The organism is Ruegeria sp. CDSA033 (genome assembly GCF_059612305.1).
In genome coordinates this window covers 98,331-116,303 of the sequence record NZ_JBXWQI010000013.1, presented here as the reverse complement: position 1 = coordinate 116,303, position 17,973 = coordinate 98,331, and the positions used below count along the sequence as shown (strand labels likewise).

Here is a 17,973-nt window from a genome sequence, read left to right as displayed (position 1 = left end):
TTACATGAGCCTTCTGACGATCAACGACCTGACGGTCGAATTCCCGACGCGCCGCCAACTGTTCACCGCCGTGGACCACGTGGACCTGTCCGTTGAACCGGGCGAGATCCACGGTCTGGTGGGCGAATCTGGTGCGGGCAAATCCACAATCGGAGCGGCCATCATGGGTCTGCTGGACCGGCCCGGCCGGATTGCCAGCGGCACCATCAAACTGAGCGGTGACCAGATCAGCGGTCTGGATGCTGTCGCAATGCGCGGCCTGCGTGGCAAGAAAATCTCGATGATCTTCCAGGACCCGCTGACGTCGCTCAACCCGCTGTTCACCGTGCGTGAGCAACTGACCGAGACGATCCAGGCCCATCTGGGCGGAACGGATGCCGAGGCGAACCAGCGTGCCCGTGATCTGATCGACCGGGTGGGCATTCCCGATCCGGACACGCGGTTGGACCAATATCCGCACCAGTTCTCGGGCGGGATGCGGCAGCGCGTGGTCATCGCATTAGCGCTTTGTACCGAGCCGGACGTGATTATCGCGGATGAACCGACGACGGCGCTGGACGTGTCCGTTCAGGCGCAGATTCTGGACCTGATCAAAGAGTTGGCGCTGGAACGGCAGGTTGGCGTTATCCTGATCACTCACGACATGGGCGTGATCGCGGATACCACGGACAAGGTGACGGTCATGTATGCGGGCAAGGTGGTGGAAACTGGCCCGACGTCTCAGGTCATGGGTCAGCCCACGCACGAATACACCAAGTCGCTGATCGCCGCTGTTCCGCGCCCGACTCTGAAACTGCACCGCTTTCCGCAGATCAGCTATGGCGGGCGAGAGACCCGTTTTGCCATCGAGGATATGGCCCGGCACTGGCCCAAGGTGGACAATGACACCAGCAAACCGATGTTCGAGATTCGCAATCTGACCAAGAAGTTCCTGCAGCGCAAAGGCTTGCTGCCGTGGGACCGCACTTATTTCACCGCCGTTGACGACGTAAGCTTCGACATTCGTGCGGGTGAGGTATTCGGGGTCGTGGGTGAATCCGGTTCGGGCAAGTCCACCATCGCGCGGATGATCGCAGGACTGTACCCGGTTGATGGCGGTACGATCACCTTTGACGGTCAGGTGGTCAGTGATCTGACCAACAGGGCCGCTTTGGATGCGTATCGCAAGAACATCCAAATGATTTTCCAGGACCCGTATTCGTCGCTGAACCCCCGGATGCGGGTAGACGATATCGTGGCCGAACCGATCCGCCATCACAAGCTGATGGAAGGGTCCGACATCAAGCGCCGCGTAGACGAACTGTTGGATCAGGTCGGGCTGGGCCATGAGGCCGGGCTGAAATTCCCGCACGAATTCTCAGGCGGTCAGCGACAGCGGATCTCGATTGCCCGCGCGCTGGCAACGCAGCCGCGGTTCCTGATCTGTGACGAACCGACCAGCGCCTTGGACGTGTCCATTCAAGCGCAAATCCTGAACATCCTGAAGGATTTGCAGGAGCATCTGGGTCTGACGCTGCTGTTTATCAGCCACGATCTGCCGGTGGTGCGTCAAATGTGCGACCGAGTGGCCGTGATGAAGCAGGGCAAGGTGGTTGAACTTCAAGAAACCAACGAACTCTTCGCCAATCCGCAGACCGAATATGCAAGCGAGCTGCTGCGGTTGATGCCGAAACTGGACGATCTGTCGACGGACGGGCTAGAGGCCGAGACCTAACTCCAAAGACCCAATTGCCCGTCACGCGGGCAATTGGGTGTGCATATACATTAAAATATTCAAACTTTGCAGACTCATCCGGGTTTGTTGTGCTACGTCTGTCTTTGGAGTTGGGGGCTTCAGAGGGGCGAAATGTCTCAGGACCTTAGGGACTGGCTAAGCGCACTTGGACTATCTGACTACGCGCAAGCCTTTTTGGATAACAAAATTGATTTTGGAATTTTACCCGATCTGACGGGTGAAGACCTGATCGAAATCGGAGTCACTGCTGTCGGCGACCGCCGGCGGCTTTTACGCGCGATTGCCGAGCTTGAGACGTTCGAAACCGCCCCGCCATTTCAGCCTGAGGAATCGCTGGAGCCTGCGAAGCGCCAGGTGACAGTCATGTTCGCCGATCTGACCGGTTTTACCCGGTTGACCAGCGAACTGGATGCCGAAGACATGCACGCGCTGCTCAACGCGTTTTTTACCAGAGTGGACAAAGTCGTCGAAAAATACGGTGGCCGGATCGACAAGCATATTGGCGATGCGGTCATGGCCGTGTTCGGTGCGCCGATCTCGCACACGAATGATACCGAACGGGCCGCACGGGCAGCGCTGGAAATTCACACGGTTCTGCCCGGATTGAACCCGCCGCTGACCTGCCATATCGGGATTGCATCAGGGCAGGTCATTGCCAGTACGACAGGCAGTCAGGCGCATACGGAATACACCGTGACCGGTGATGGTGTGAACCTGGCCTCGCGCATCACCGACATGGCAGCGCCGGGGGAAACTCTGGTTTCACATGACATTCAGCGTGCGTTAGGGCCGCTTTTTGTTGGTGAGACGATGGGCGAAAAGGCGATCAAAGGCCTTGGTGATCCGGTTGAGCTGTGGCGGCTGGACCGGATGGCGCGCAACATCCGGTCGCGCCGGCATCGCTTTGTGGGCCGCGAGCGAGAGCTGTCCCTATTTTCGGCAACGTTCGATCGATGCCAGCGGCACGGCAAGGGAGAGGTCCACATCGTACTGGGCGAGCCGGGCATTGGCAAAACGCACCTGTCCGAACAGGTGGCCGAGCTGGCCGACAGCCTGTCTTATTCCATCCACAATGGCGTGGTCATGGATTTCGGCGCGCGCGAGGGGCATTCAGCCATCCAATCCGTGACACGCAGTATTTTGGGGCTGGAGCCGACGGATGATACGGAAACCTGTGCATCTGTCGCGAAGGATGCAATTAGCAAGGGTTGGGTAACAGCGGCGAATGCCGCGCATCTGAATGCGCTGCTTGAGCTTGAACAAGACCCCGGTCTGGCCGAGGTCTATGCGGTGATGGACAATGCAACCCGTCTGCGGGGGCGGCGTCAGGTCATCGACGACCTGATCTCGGCCCGCAGCCAGGAAACGCCTTTGTTGATCCATATCGAGGATATCCACTGGGCTTCACCCGAGATCCTGACCGCTTGCGCCCATATCGCGGCGATGACGCGCAATCTGCCCTGCGTGTTGCTGATGACCAGCCGTGTGGAAGGCGATCCGATTGACCGCGAATGGCAACTTGCGACGGATGGTGCGTTGATTTCCAAGCTGGAACTGGCGCCGATGGGGGACGAACAGGCCCGACAACTGGTCGAAGAGTTCACCGGGATCGATCCTGAACTGTTAGACGCCTGCGTGAAACGCGCCGGGGGCAATCCGCTGTTTCTTGAACAGTTATTGCGCAATATCGATGTGCTGAAACAGGAATCCGTTCCCGGCAGCATTCAGGGCATTGTTCAGTCCCGTCTGGATTCGCTGGACCGGACCAGCCGGACGTCGATTCAGGCGGCATCCGTGCTGGGGCAGAGGTTCTCGCCCGAAGTTTTAAACTTTGTTCTGGGTGAAGGGCATCTGGATACCTCGACCCTGATCCGCTCGGCCCTGATCCGCGAGGCTGAGGCCGATCTGATGTTTGCCCACGCGCTGATCCGCGACGGGTCCTATGCAACTTTGGTGAAATCTGAACGCGCGCGCCTGCATCGTCAGGCCGCGAGTTGGTTTGAGGACCGTGACGCCACCCTGCGGGCACAGCATCTGGATCGCGCGGGTGCAACCCATGCGGCCCAGGCTTATCTGGAAGCCGCGGACAAGCTGATACAGGTTTTTCAGTTCGACGATGCCAGCCCGTTGATCGAACGGGGGCTGGAACTGCCAGCACCCGCAGGGGTTCGCTTTGATCTGTTCTGCGCCCGGGGTGAGACGCACCGGTTGCAAGGCCTGTCCAATGATGCCCTGCGTGAATTCAAAGAGGCCGCAGAACTGGCCGAAACGGATGAACAAATCTGCCGTGCACAAATCGGCTTGGCGCAGGCTGCGCGGCAGGCCAGCCTGTATCAGGAAGCACTGGAAAGTCTGGATATTGCCGAGGCAGCCGCAGAACGCTGCGGGTCTGACCGCGACATTGCCCAGATCAACTATGTGCGCGGCAATGTATACTTCCCGCTGGGGCAGGTGACAAAGGCGCTTGAGAGTAATGAAAAGGCTCTAACACTGGCCAGAAAGCTTGAATCCGCACGACTTGAAGTTGGCGCGCTCAGTGGATTTGGCGACGCCAATTTCATGAATGCCACGATGCAGACCGCAACGGGGTTCTACACGCAGGCGGTCGAACGGGCGCGGGAAAAGGGTTTGGTCCGTGACTTGGCCGCAAACCTGCACAATCTGAGCGTCGCGCGTAGTTATACCGGCGAAATAGCGCAAGGAAAGCTGGATGCGCAGGAAGCCATTGAGGTGTCACAGAAGTATTTTGCCTTTGTTCCGGAATGCGTTGCGCAGACCTGTTTGGGCGTTGCGCACACCTTTTTAGGAGAAATAGATCAGGCGCTGGACGCCTTCACCCTGTCTGCCGAGATCGCAAACCGTGTTGGTGCAAAACGCCTCGAGGCGCAGGCGCTTGAACATCTTGCCCGCACACAGGTCTATGCCGGGCAGCTGGAACAGGCGCGCGAAACCGGTCGCCGCGCGGTCGACATTGCCCTTGAGCACGGTCGGAATTTTGTCGGACCAAAAGCGCTGTCCGCCCTAGCCATGGCCGAAGAGGACCCAACTGCGCAGGATGAAAACCTAAAGCTTGGCGAGAAGATCATCGCCGAAGGCTGTGTTGGCCATAGCCACCTGCATTTCTATACGGATGCCGCTGCCGTCATGCTGGCGCGCAAGCAGTGGGACGAAGCCACGCGGTACGCAGATGCCTTGGCCGATTTCACAGCGGATGAGCCTTTGCCGATGGTTGATCTGTCGATCCTGCAGGCTCGAACACTGGCTGAATGCGGGGGTTGGGGCATTCCTGTGACGGCACATGAAGGGTTCGATGAATTGAAGGCGCGGTTTCAGAACCTGGGCATCAGGCAATCGCTGGTCGGGCCGCTGGACTAATCAGGTGAGGGGCTGAATGAGTATAGAAAAGAAAGTCTGGCTGATCTCGGGTTTTGTTACGCTGGGTCTGGCCCTTGTTCTGTTCAAACTCTGGATTGAACTGAACCATTTCGACGAGGATCCGACGCAACTGCCAGATCAGGCGTCGGTCGACGCTTACCTGCAAGACCTTCCAAATTTGCCAGGCTATCAGGTCAAAACTGGCATATTTATCAAATCCTTCAGTTTTACCGGTGCCAGTGATGTGCATGTCAGCGGCTATATCTGGCAGCATTATGAGGACGGTGTGCATGACGCCATCAAACCAGCCGAAGGCGAAGTGGGGTTCATCCTGCCGGAAGCTGCCGAGGCAGCGAGTGGCCTGATTGAAGAAGCCTACAGGATAGATGAGGGCGGGTCCGAGTTGATCGGCTGGTATTTTGAACAGACCTTGCGCCAGGCCTTTGACTATACCAGTTATCCGTTTGACCACAAAACCGTCTGGGTCCGTTTCTGGCCGGGCGAGTTTGACGTAAATGTGGCTCTAATCCCTGACTTTTCGGCCTATCCGGCCACGGGGCCGAACGATATCTTTGGCATCGACAACCGGATCGTCATGGGAACGTGGGAGCGTGAAAACACCTATTTCGACTACCGGCTGTCCGATCTGGATACGACCCTTGGCATTGGCAAGAACGAATATCAGACCAACCTGCCTGAACTGCACTATAATTTCGTCATCAAACGGAACTTTGCGAATGCTTTTATCGTCCACATGATCCCGCTGATTGTTGTGACGATGCTGCTGTTCGGGGCTGTCATGACAGTCACGCGACGCCCCAATCTGGTGGAACGGCACGATTTCAGTACGTCCAGCGTTATCGGCACCTGCTCAGTCTTGTTTTTCGTGATCCTGCTGGCGCATGTGCAATTGCGCGAAGGCTTCGCCGGATCTCCTGTGATCTACATGGAATCGTTCTTTTTCCTGATGTATTTCCTGCTGCTGGCAGTGTCGGTAAACACCTACTTCTTTGCAGCCGAGGCCGTGCCGTCCCTGTGGTTCATCCACTATAAAGACAACCTGATTCCCAAGGCCTGTTTCTGGCCCTTTGTCCTGTCGTGCATGGTGATCATCACGGCCTATAACCTCAGCCTCAAGGACAGCCCTAAGGATGAGGTCGGGATACAGGTTCAAAACTAGGCGGGTGGCTGCCACCCGGGTTTTAATGTGCCTGTGGCCATGTCCAGCGTGTATTCCCCGACAACCCCGGCTGCGCCTTTCTCCAACTGATCCAGATACTTGGTGGGCTGCGCGATCACATAGGCATATGCGGGTTTCATTACGCCCTCGATCAGCACGTTGATCCGCTTACGGACGTAGACGTTCTCAGGTGATCCGGGTCCGTGAAAACCTTCGAGCTTGTCGAGTTCTTTCATACCGGACGAAGTCACCCGATACACCTCTCCACGAATTGGCTTGCCACGGCCTTTCTGGTCGACCAGCGTGGCCATCCGATGCAGGTAACCACAATTCGGATTGTCGCAATGCGGCTCATGCGGCACGATCAGGGGCATTCGCTGTCGGGTCACGGCCTTGCCAACGAAATCATCCAGCACATCTGTGTGGGCCTCATGGTTCGGGAAGCCTTTCTTTAACGAGCCATAGGTGAAGTAGAGATAGGTACGTTCACGGTCATCTACGACATCGTCTTCGCTCTCCTCCTCGATCTCCGCAAGCGTGTGGCTGTTGGCCCAGTCATCCAGCATGGCCAGCACTTTACTCGAGATTTTGGCTTCATTGACGTCCTCGGCGTTTTTGGGGCTTTGCAGGAAGTGGATGCACGAACTTGCGTCAATGCCATCTGCGGCCAACAGTGTTTTGACCATATCAACCGAGTTGTTCATCACCGCCACGTGCAGGCTGGTAAACCCATGGTCGTTGGTCGCATTCACGTTGATGCCGCGCCGTATCAGCTCTTGCGCGGCCTCAATGTCAGGTTTGCCTAAGCCCTTTCCGTTTTCATGCAACTCACCTTCGCCGCCAGCTGCGTAATGCAACAGCGTATCGCCATTGTGCTCATCCACGATGTCGATCCCGGCCATCCCGTTTTCAATCGCGTCGAAAACACGGCGCCATTGCGCGAACTCATCCGAAGCTGCGGCTTCTTGCGCCCATTTGCAGATGTTGTGCTCCTGATCGGCTAGTTCCTCGAACGCTTCGTCCAGAACTTCCATAATCTGGTCCGGGGTAGCCATCATACCGATCCCCATCATGCCGTTCGACAGCCGCCCTTTGCGGGGACCGACCAGATCAACACCCAGATCGCGCAGCTTTTCGACATTCCTTTGGGTTGTGACGTTGTTCCACATGTTGGTGTTACACGCCGGGCAAAGGATCGCCGGTTTGTTCCGGTACTGCCAGGCGACAAAGACCGAGGTCAGAAGGTTGTCGGCAATCCCATTGGCGATCTTGCCCATTGTATTGCAGGTCACGGGCGCCACGATCACGCAGTCGGCCCAATCGCACAACGCAAGATGCGAGGCGCGCAGCGGCATGCCAAACTTAGTGTAGCGGAAGTTCCATTCGTCGTCGTCGCGGTAATAGTCGTTGTGAGAGATATAGTCCTCGACCTTCTCGGGCTCATACCCCCTTTCAATCTCGACATCCGCTTCAATCTCAATATCGCGAAAGAACCTTTCAGCGGACACTGAAGGGATCAGTTTCACGTTGTGGCCAGCGGCGGTAATTTTCTTCACCAGTTGCGGCACCTTGTCTGCGGCAGAAGATCCGCAGGCACACAGCAATACGTTGCGTTTCTCGCTGGGGGCATCGGTCAGCCCACCCTTGGGATAGCCAAAGATGTTCTTGTCCAGGCTGGGAGATTCATTGCGCAGCAGAACCGGCAATCCGGCCTTCTTGATGTCCTTTTGAAATTGACCATTAAGGATTCTGTCTACGATGTCCTTGCGCGTGCCCTGAAACACATTCTGGAAAAACAGATAGGGAACCGTTTCCTTGCCGGTTCTTGCGATCAGTTGCCTGCGCATTTTCATGACATTTGCCCCGTGCCCCTCGACATCAACCAGCTTGATGTCGGTGATGCCGATATTGGCCAGAATACTGCGCAGCATGTAGGACCAGGGGTCTTCATCCGCATAAAACAGAACAAGCGGGTTTTTTTCGGTGATATGGTCCACGTCGGACGGATCTTTGGGGGCTTCACGTTCTTCGATTACCAGCAACGCAGGTTTCGTAATGTCCCGAAGACCGCGGAACAAATGTCCGCGCGGCGCTTGCCACACTTGTGAGGTTGCGGGACTCATGTCCAAAACCGTCACCATATCGGTGGCCTCTTTATATGCGATACACAGGCACCAGAACTCCTCCAACAGGGCCGTTTCGCGGAACGCGTTTTTTGGGGGGCGAATGACCTCAGACCCCAGTACCTTGTTGAAATCGATATTGATCATCAGATGACGACCTTTGTCATCGTTCAGGCTAAGCAATTGGTGGTGGAACCAGTCTTCAGGAGATTTGATGCTTTTGTCCGAACGATTGGTATAGCTGCGGAAAGTGCTGCCCAGATGCACGTCCGGTTCCTGACTGAGGTACCGTTGCGCCATCGCGTGCATTTGCCGCGCTGTCGACACGCGGCTAAGCGCCTCGGCCAGATCGGTTTGCGTTGCCCTCAGCAGTTTATCCTCGTCAACCTGTTCATCCCCAAGGATGGCCAGGCTTTCGGCAAGAACGCCCATCGAATTCATGTTCGGGCTGGCCCGCCGGAACAGGTTCCGCCGCATTTTGGGGTCTTTGGCCAAGTATTCCGTACTGTCGACATAATTGCAGTCCTGCTTCAGGGTTTGCAGGTATGTTTTGACAGCGTCTAGCGCCGAAAACCGCAGCATCCCCCGTGATCGCATCGATGTTCCATCGCGGTCGGTCATCCCGGCCCACAGTCGATCAATTGTTGTCACCCATAGCTTGCCGTACTTTTCCGGGTGAACGTCCATCATGTGAACAAGGCCGGTGCTTGGGTTGCACTTTGCGATTATGGCGAAATGGCCGCCCGGCATGTTTTCCTTGCCATGTGCGACACCGACTTGAAAGTTCGCCACAAGGATATCGTTTTTCCCACCCAGTCGATTGGATTCGTCTATTGCCTCAAGCAACAGATCCACGGATGTCGTGGCCTCATCCATGAAATAGGCCTGCACCTGAATGACATCGCGCAGGTCCTGGGTATGGATGAATGTGCAGGCAACATCGAAAAGTTCGCCCAGCGATATTCCGTCGTTTACGACAAACGAGGTTGGCAAGCCGCATTCGCGAAAGATGTCGTTGACTTCGTAACTGAACCCAAGCGCCGACATGCTAAGGGCTGCCGCAGTCACGCTGCAGCAATTGATCGGCTGTTGATAGTTCTTCAGATGCACACTGACCAGATCGCCAAATAGCGTATCTTCACAGGCATCTTTGATCTTTTTCGGGATTGCCTTCCATTGGTGTTTGGGCAGATAGGCCAACCGGGTGCCCGGAGTGGCCAGCGCCTGAAGACTGACGGGAATGTCCTCGATTTCGAGATGTTCTTCGTAAAAATAGTCCCCGGTGTCTGCGGTCGCCAGAACCGCTTTGTCCTGCCGAAGCTGAACCATGCCGCCGAGGACCACAAACATACCCTCAGAGGGCAGGACCGTCTCTTCGGATACTTCGTAGAATTCGAATTTCGAATGAATGACTGATGGGTCCTTGGATGGCAGGACCTCATCTATCAATTTCAGATCGTCTTGGGATGGATTGAATGATTGTGAGCTTTCAATTGGATCTTTAGGCACGTCTTGTCCCCCCTGAACTTCGCCGTGAAAATTGTCAAAGACCCAACGCAGAAGCTTGTTTTTGGGTCAGGCACCCATCGGACATACTGAATAAAAGACCGGCCTGACGTAATTTCCCGCGCTGGGCGGACCGATTGAACACATTGATATGCGCGAACAAAAGGGTCCAATTGAGCGCACTGTATAATATCTGAATATAAAAATCACTGGCGTTGTTGATTGGGCCAATTGCGTTGCTGCTATGGGGTGATCACGTACGTTCATCGTACCGCCGAGTACGGAAGCTCGCACAAGTGGTACGACGAATTGACAAAGTTATCGTCAATATGACAAGCATGACCGCGATTTCGTCAAGATTGCCCCTGCATTTCGGACAGAAGCGGCCTCATACTTTTAAAAACGAAAGAGGAGGCGCGTTTTGAGCTGGAACATTTGTGTCATCGGAGCAGGCAAGATCGGTCAGATGATCGCGATCTTGCTGAAGTCATCGGCCAATTACTCGGTCACAGTGGCCGACCGGGATTTGGCTGCGTTATCAGTATTGAACAAGCAGGGCATTTCGACCCGGCAAATCGATGTGAGCGACGAAGCGCAACTGACCGAAGGATTGGGTGGGTTCAATGCCGTGATTTCGGCGGCCCCGTTCTTTCTGACGCCGAAAATTGCCAAGGCGGCCAAGGCCGCTGGTGCACATTATTTTGACCTGACTGAAGACGTCGCGGCCACCAATGCCGTGAGGGAACTGGCGCAGGACAGTGAAACCGCATTCATGCCGCAATGTGGTTTGGCGCCGGGTTTTGTTGGTATTGCTGGCGCATCGCTGGCGGCGGAGTTTGATGAAATCGACAGCCTGCACATGCGGGTTGGGGCGCTGCCGCTCTACCCGACCAACGCGTTGAAGTACAATCTGACGTGGTCCACGGATGGTCTGATCAACGAATACTGCAACCCTTGCGATGCCATTGTGAATGGTGAACGAGTCAAGACCGCTCCGCTGGAGGATTATGAGCTTCTTGGTCATGACGGGGTGGAATACGAATGCTTCAACACGTCCGGTGGCTTGGGCACCTTGCCCGAAACGCTGGACGGCAAAGCGCGGGCGGTGTCTTACCGTTCGATCCGGTACCCGGGCCATTGCGATATCCTGAAATTGCTTCTGAAGGACCTTGGCCTGGAACATCGCCGCGACCTGTTGAAGGATATTTTTGAGACCGCGCTGCCGCGCACCGACCAAGATGTGGTTTTGGTCTATTGCACCGCAAAGGGCATGATCGACGGCGCGCTGCGCGAGAAATCCCTGATCAACAAAAGCTTTGCCCGCACGATTAACGGGCAGATCTGGAGTGCCATTCAGGTCACCACCGCCGCAGGCGTTCTGGGCGTGGTTGATTTGATGCGGACCGGCGCACTGCCTGCGAAGGGCTTTGTCCGGCAAGAACAGGTGAACCTGTCCGATTTCCTGAACACCGAATTTGGCCGGCTCTATCGCGCCGGCGACGTAACCGAACAGAACAAGGCGGCCTGAGATATGAAAGACATCGTGATGACAGCCCAAACAACCCTCGCCAATCTGGATCTGACCGAGGCCGAACTGACCGGCGGCACGCTCAAAGTGACGTCTCCGATTGATGGCAGCGTGTTGGCCGACGTGCATGAAACACCCGTTGCCGACATGGACGCCATATTTGCCCGTTCTAAAACGGCGTTCAAAGAATGGCGGACTGTTCCGGCACCGCGTCGAGGTGAGCTGATCCGCCTGCTGGGCGAGGAACTGCGCGCCGCCAAGGACGATCTGGGTGCTCTGGTCAGTTGGGAGGCTGGCAAGATCACCTCGGAAGGTCTGGGCGAAGTGCAAGAGATGATCGACATCTGCGATTTTGCGGTTGGTCTTTCGCGTCAATTGTATGGTCTGACCATTGCGTCGGAACGTCCGGGTCACCGGATGATGGAGACGTGGCATCCGGCAGGTCCGGTCGGAGTGATCTCGGCCTTCAACTTCCCGGTTGCAGTGTGGTCGTGGAATGCGGCATTGGCGCTGGTTTGTGGTGACCCGGTGATCTGGAAACCATCCGAGAAATCCCCGCTGACCGCGATGGCCTGCCAGAAGATTTTCGAACGCGCGCTGGCCCGGTTTGGCGATGCGCCGGACAATCTGCTGCAAACGCTGATCGGTGGTGCAGCGCTGGGCGAGGCCTTGGTCGCGAGCGAAGACATTCCGATTATCTCGGCCACAGGGTCCACCCGCATGGGTCGCGCCGTGGCACCCATCGTGGCGCAACGCTTTGGCAAGTGCATTCTGGAGCTTGGCGGCAACAACGCGATGATCGTTGGTCCTTCGGCCGATTTGGAAATGGCTGTCCGTGCGGTTGTGTTCTCGGCAGTAGGTACGGCCGGTCAACGCTGTACAACGTTGCGCCGCCTGATCGTACACAACTCGATCCGCGAGGAGTTAGTGGGCCGTTTGAAAAAAGCCTATGCGGGCTTGCCCATCGGCAACCCGCTGGTCGAAGGCACGCTGATTGGCCCGTTGGTAGACGAAGCCTCGGGCACGGCCATGACCGCAGCACTAGAGGCCGCCAAGACCGAAGGTGGCACCGTGCACGGCGGTCGTCGCGTGACCGAGGGTATGCCTGCTGGTGTCTATATGGAGCCTGCCATTGTCGAAATGCCAGGCCAAACGGCTGTTGTGAAAACCGAAACCTTTGCGCCGATCCTGTATGTCATGGGTTATGACGATTTTGATGATGCGATTGAGCTGCAGAATGACGTTCCGCAAGGCCTGTCTTCCTGCGTCTTTACCCTGAACATGCGCGAAGCCGAGCAGTTCCTGACCGCAGCCGGGTCGGATTGCGGCATCGCCAACGTCAATATCGGCCCGTCAGGTGCCGAGATCGGCGGAGCCTTCGGCGGTGAGAAGGAAACCGGCGGTGGGCGCGAAAGCGGCTCGGACGCGTGGAAAGCCTACATGCGACGTCAGACGAATACGGTGAACTACTCGGCTGAACTGCCCTTGGCGCAGGGCGTAAAGTTCGACATCTAAACCAATTATCCAGCGGCGCCTCGGCGCGCCGCTGGACGATCCGCGTTAATCAGCAAAAAGATAATCAAGGCTCATGATGGCTTGCGCCTTGTCCAGCGACACGCCCAGAAACTCGGCAATCGCGGTCTCATTCTCAATATTTGAGTTGGTCTCGCGGATACGCAGGTATCCGTCAAACTCTGCCTCGCGGATCAATTCGGATTCGTGCACCAGTGAACTGCGCAGCGCCGGGATCAGACGGGCCACGGAATCCCGAGGACTGCTTTCTCCGGCTAACCCCACGCGGCGGGCGTGGCCGATCAGATAATCGTCGGAGTACTCGCACTCGATTTCCAGAACATGGCTGCGGGCCTGAACCGAGCAGAAATCTTGTATGATATCCAGATCTGCGGGATCCACGCACAAGACCAGCTTGTTGGAATCAAAACTTTCAAACAGCATGCGGGCCACCGCGCGTCTGTGCCGCGAGCGCTTGGCCAGAGACGATTCAATGCCACCCAGATCAGGCAAAGAAGTGTCTTCTTCGTTGAACAGGTATTCCACGCATGGAATGTCGGTTTCCGAGACGATTTGGTCCACCAACCTCTTGGCAACATGCCATTTCTTGCTCACGATCAGAAACACTTCGCGCTCGGGGCCCAGTGAATTGCCTGCCTCCCAGAACCGCTGCGCATAGCGCCGCCCCACCCGGCCGCGCCCGGTCAGAAAGCTGTACAGGTTGCGCCCTTCGTCCGAGATGTGAAAAGTCATCCCTTCGGTTGCGTACATCTGCCCCAGCCTGTCCTTCAGCTCATGGGCTTCGGGGCTGATCTTGCGGGCGAACAGGTAATCTTGCGATAGCAGCATGTCATAGTGATCGTTGTAGAACGTCACCGGCATACCATAATCCGAGAACATCAGGAACGTGGGCGTGCGGTTGTCGATCTCAGTCTTGGGGATCAGATGGCGCACCAAAGTCTGAAAAAAGGTCTCGTCCGGAATCCAGGTGGTCGAGAAAAACCGTTTCACATCCGGGCGCTTTTGCAGAAAATCCAGGATCATTTCGATGGTCCTGCGGCGCAGGCACCACCATTGACTGCCGATCATTATCTGAACGTCTGACGGAATCTCGCGCGTCAGACCAAACCGTTTTTGCAGATTGTACGACCCATAAAACAGCTTGGCCTGTGTGCGTTCGTTGAAATAGTGCCGATAGATCAGCCGGTCCTCAACCATGCCGGTCTTGATCCAGTTGCTTTCCAGGAAATCATGGCTTTCGACAAAATCAACGTCGTGTTGATTCAGAAAGTCGTGGATGTATTCAGCCGATTTGATCGGCATGCAGTCACCCGACACCATGTAGAAATGAGTGGCGCGGGGAAACGCATCCACAGCGGCCTGCAGGGCATTCAGCGTGGCCTGAACCAGTGACCACGCCCCCCAGCCACATTTGATGCGCTTGCTGGCAAAGGTGACATTATGGTTGTCTTTCAAAGCCTCGCGAATGCGTGCGTAGGCGGCCGCACTGGCCCGCGCGTCAAAGTGGATCGCCATGCAATCCCCGGCTGCGGTCAGTTGCTCGGCCTGCGCGATGATCGCGTCAGGGTCTTTGTGACAAAGCAATATGTAGGCAATTCTTGCCATATCGGCCTATTGTTTTCCGTTTCTGCCCGTTTCCAACCGTGATACTGAGGATGAGCGATTGAATAAATAGAATATTTTTGGTTTTTTGGTTTCAAATGCTGGCGCGTCAATTTTGAGACCAGATCAGCAAAGGAGGCACAGCAGATGGGTTTTCCCGGTACATGGATGACCGAGAGCGAAAGCATGGTTTACCGTGTGGTGCCGAAATGCGCCTGTTCGACCATTGGTCAGATCATGTTTTATTCGGATCACGGGCAGTTTTTTGACGGTGATATCCATGACGCAAAGGACGGGATGCACAAATGGGCCTTCGGTCCAAGTCAGGATCAGATCTCGGGCAATGTGCGGGACCACAAATCCCTGGCGTTTACATGCGTTCGCAATCCCTACACCCGAATTCTAAGCTCGTTCTTCGACAAGATCTGCGGCATTCAGCGCAACGGCAAGCGGTATCGGGGCAATCTGGTGCCCACGCTTATCTATAACTACGGGATCGAAGTTGGCGGAGACGATGGCAAGGGTGAGTTCGATCAGGTCGCCAGTTTCCGCCGGTTTTTACTGTTTGCACGTGATACGATCCGCTGGCGGCGTCCGATGGACCCTGACATTCACTGGTCGGCCATGTCCGGCCATGTCTCGACCTTCATCGTGAATGGTGGGCAGTACGATCAGATTTTCTGGACTGAGCAGTTCAATGAAGGAATGCAAAGTGTCCTTGATCGGTTAGAGACACCGCACGCCGTGAACCTGTCCGAAATCCCGCGATTCAATGAATCCGAAGGCCACGGGCCAAAACGCGCGCATCCGGTCGAGGACTACTTTGACGACCTGTCGATGCACCTAGTCTACGAAATCTACAAACACGATTTCGAACTGTTCAAATACGATTTTGAAAACCCGGGCAACAAGATGCCAATCGGTGAGATTGATCTGGACGAGGTTCACGCCAAACTGGGCGACTAGGCGAACGGGTCAGCGATCGATCAGGCACTCTTTCAGGCCGGTCGGGTATAGCTCTGGGCCGCCGGTATCCAGAGCATCCAGACTGAACCATCTTGCCGTCCAATTCAGGCCATTGTCTTCGGTGAATGAAATCGGCGCGTCGGGCCAGTTCAAAAGCTCGGGGCACTGAATCTCGGCCACAAAGATGATCTCATGCCCCTGATGCCCTTCATGCTGGTACAGGTTCTCGATCACCAGCGGTTGCCCACTGACTTCAACCGTCACATCGAGTTCTTCCCGGAACTCACGTTTCAGCGCGTCACGCCATGTTTCGCCGAATTCGACCGATCCGCCCAAAGGACGAACACCCTTGATGCGACCGTCGTCATTTGGGACTTCGGCAGCAAGAAGGCGGTCCCCCCGCCAATGCAAGCCGATGGCTTTGACACGGATACCGTTATGCGGGCGCCAGAATGTCATGCTTCTCACCGATTGTGTTATAGATGTCGTTGAATACAAAAGAAAAAGGTCTCGCTAAACGAACTAGCGAGACCTTTGAAGTTATTGCAGATTGGGTGGTTTGGAAACCGCTTCGTCAGACTTGGCGCACGGCACCTTTCGCGGCACTTGTCGCTAGCTTGGCATAGGCTTTGAGCGCGGTAGATACCTTGCGCTTGCGCGGTGCGGCGGGCACCCATCCCTTTTCGTCCTGCTCTTCACGGCGGGCAGCCAGTTCTTCGTCAGACACGGCCAGATGAATGGTCCGGTTGGGGATGTCGATCTCGATCTTGTCGCCCTGCTTGACCAGCCCGATTTCTCCACCCTCAGCGGCCTCAGGTGAAACGTGGCCAATCGACAGGCCCGAGGTGCCACCCGAGAAACGCCCATCAGTCAGCAGGGCGCAGGCTTTGCCCAGACCTTTGGATTTTAGATAGGATGTCGGATACAGCATTTCCTGCATCCCCGGACCGCCGCGCGGGCCTTCATAGCGGATCACAACCACGTCGCCCTCTTTGACCTTGCCGGTTAGGATGTCGTTCACGGCCTGATCCTGGCTTTCGCAGACATAGGCAGAGCCGGTGAATGTCAGGCTGTTGGGATCAACGCCTGCCGTTTTCACGATACAGCCTTCGCGCGCGATGTTGCCGAACAGAACCGCCAGACCGCCATCCTGACTGAACGCGTGCTCCTTGGATCGGATTACTCCGCCTTCACGGTCGGTATCCAGTTCCTTGTACCGGTTCGACTGGCTGAACGCCTGCGTCGTGCGTACGCCGCCGGGCGCGGCCTTGAACAGGTCCTGCGCTGCGGGGTTGTTGGCGACCTTGATATCCCAATTGGCAATCGCTTCGCCCATCGTGGCCGAATGCACGGTGCTGCAATCTTCGTGCAGCAGTCCGGCGCGGCTGAGTTCACCGAGGATCGAGAAGATGCCACCGGCGCGGTGCACGTCCTCCATATGAACATTCTCAGTGTTGGGCGCGACCTTGCACAGACACGGCACCTGACGGCTCAGGCGGTCCATATCGGTCATGGTGAAATGCACTTCACCCTCATGTGCGATGGCCAGCAGGTGCAACACCGTGTTGGTCGAACCGCCCATGGCGATATCCAGCGACATTGCGTTCTCGAACGCGTCGAACGTTGCGATTTCGCGTGGCAGGAAGCCTTTTTCGTCCAGATCATAGTGACGCTTGGTGATCTCAACGATCCGGCGACCGGCCTCAAGGAACAGCTCTTTACGGTCGGCATGCGTTGCGAGCGTGGAACCGTTCCCCGGCAGCGCCAGTCCCAGTGCCTCGGCCAAGCAGTTCATCGAATTCGCAGTGAACATGCCCGAACATGACCCGCACGTCGGACAGGCGTTTTCTTCAATATGCTGAACCTGCTCATCGGTGAACCGGTCATCAGCGGCAGCGACCATCGCGTCCACCAGGTCGATTTTCTTGGCGTCCAAATCAGCAATGTCGATCTTGCCCGCCTCCATCGGCCCGCCCGAGACAAAGATCGCCGGGATGTTCAGGCGCATCGCGGCCATCAGCATGCCGGGGGTGATCTTGTCGCAGTTCGAAATACAGACCATCGCATCAGCGCAGTGGGCGTTGACCATGTATTCGACCGAATCCGCGATCACTTCGCGCGAAGGCAGGGAATACAGCATGCCGTCATGACCCATGGCGATACCGTCATCCACAGCGATGGTGTTGAACTCTTTCGCAACTCCGCCTGCGGCCTCGACCTCACGCGCGACCATCTGGCCCAGATCCTTCAGGTGTACGTGGCCGGGGACGAACTGGGTGAAAGAGTTGACGATGGCGATGATCGGTTTGCCGAAATCGTCGTCACCCATTCCGGTGGCGCGCCACAGGCCGCGGGCACCGGCCATGTTGCGGCCATGGGTAGAGGTTCTGGATCGGTACAATGGCATGATGCTGTTTCCCTTTTG

At 56.4% G+C, this 17,973-nt stretch carries 10 protein-coding genes; 6 read left to right on the top strand and 4 right to left on the bottom strand.

Annotated elements, in window-relative coordinates; all coding sequences use genetic code 11:
- The first annotated feature begins 4 nt into the window (after positions 1-4).
- The 3 genes from AC2FLA_RS16475 (at position 5) to AC2FLA_RS16465 (ending at position 6,290) form a co-directional block, all read left to right on the top strand.
- Positions 5-1,714, top strand: a complete 1,710-nt coding sequence (locus AC2FLA_RS16475; RefSeq protein ID WP_496723600.1) for an ABC transporter ATP-binding protein — start codon at positions 5-7, stop codon at positions 1,712-1,714.
- A gap of 132 nt (positions 1,715-1,846) precedes the next feature.
- Positions 1,847-5,110 (top strand): adenylate/guanylate cyclase domain-containing protein, encoded by a 3,264-nt coding sequence (locus AC2FLA_RS16470; protein ID WP_496723598.1) that lies wholly within the window; start codon positions 1,847-1,849, stop codon positions 5,108-5,110.
- A 16-nt stretch (positions 5,111-5,126) separates the two neighbouring features.
- Complete coding sequence (locus AC2FLA_RS16465) at positions 5,127-6,290, top strand: hypothetical protein (RefSeq protein WP_496723596.1); 1,164 nt, start codon at positions 5,127-5,129, stop codon at positions 6,288-6,290.
- On the opposite strand, the gene AC2FLA_RS16460 is transcribed toward AC2FLA_RS16465, so the two are convergent.
- Entirely contained in the window at positions 6,287-9,922 is a 3,636-nt protein-coding gene (locus AC2FLA_RS16460) for a flavoprotein (protein ID WP_496723594.1), read from the bottom strand. The genes AC2FLA_RS16465 and AC2FLA_RS16460 overlap by 4 nt on opposite strands.
- Positions 9,923-10,340: 418 nt before the next feature.
- Between AC2FLA_RS16460 and AC2FLA_RS16455 the strand changes: the two genes are divergently transcribed.
- Positions 10,341-11,447, top strand: coding sequence for a saccharopine dehydrogenase family protein (locus AC2FLA_RS16455; protein WP_496723592.1), 1,107 nt, complete (start codon positions 10,341-10,343; stop codon positions 11,445-11,447).
- Positions 11,448-11,465: 18 nt separating this feature from the next.
- Entirely contained in the window at positions 11,466-12,962 is a 1,497-nt protein-coding gene (gene amaB / locus AC2FLA_RS16450) for an L-piperidine-6-carboxylate dehydrogenase (protein WP_496723590.1), read from the top strand.
- A gap of 45 nt (positions 12,963-13,007) precedes the next feature.
- On the opposite strand, the gene AC2FLA_RS16445 is transcribed toward amaB, so the two are convergent.
- Entirely contained in the window at positions 13,008-14,585 is a 1,578-nt protein-coding gene (locus AC2FLA_RS16445) for a DUF5928 domain-containing protein (protein WP_496723588.1), read from the bottom strand.
- Between the two features lie 144 nt (positions 14,586-14,729).
- Between AC2FLA_RS16445 and AC2FLA_RS16440 the strand changes: the two genes are divergently transcribed.
- Positions 14,730-15,548, top strand: a complete 819-nt coding sequence (locus AC2FLA_RS16440; protein ID WP_496723586.1) for a sulfotransferase family protein — start codon at positions 14,730-14,732, stop codon at positions 15,546-15,548.
- Positions 15,549-15,557: 9 nt separating this feature from the next.
- On the opposite strand, the gene AC2FLA_RS16435 is transcribed toward AC2FLA_RS16440, so the two are convergent.
- Together AC2FLA_RS16435 and ilvD are read right to left on the bottom strand one after the other, a co-directional pair.
- Positions 15,558-16,007, bottom strand: a complete 450-nt coding sequence (locus tag AC2FLA_RS16435; RefSeq protein ID WP_496723584.1) for an NUDIX hydrolase — start codon at positions 16,005-16,007, stop codon at positions 15,558-15,560.
- A 115-nt stretch (positions 16,008-16,122) separates the two neighbouring features.
- Positions 16,123-17,955, bottom strand: a complete 1,833-nt coding sequence (ilvD, locus tag AC2FLA_RS16430) for a dihydroxy-acid dehydratase (protein WP_113789217.1) — start codon at positions 17,953-17,955, stop codon at positions 16,123-16,125.
- Positions 17,956-17,973 lie beyond the last annotated feature (18 nt).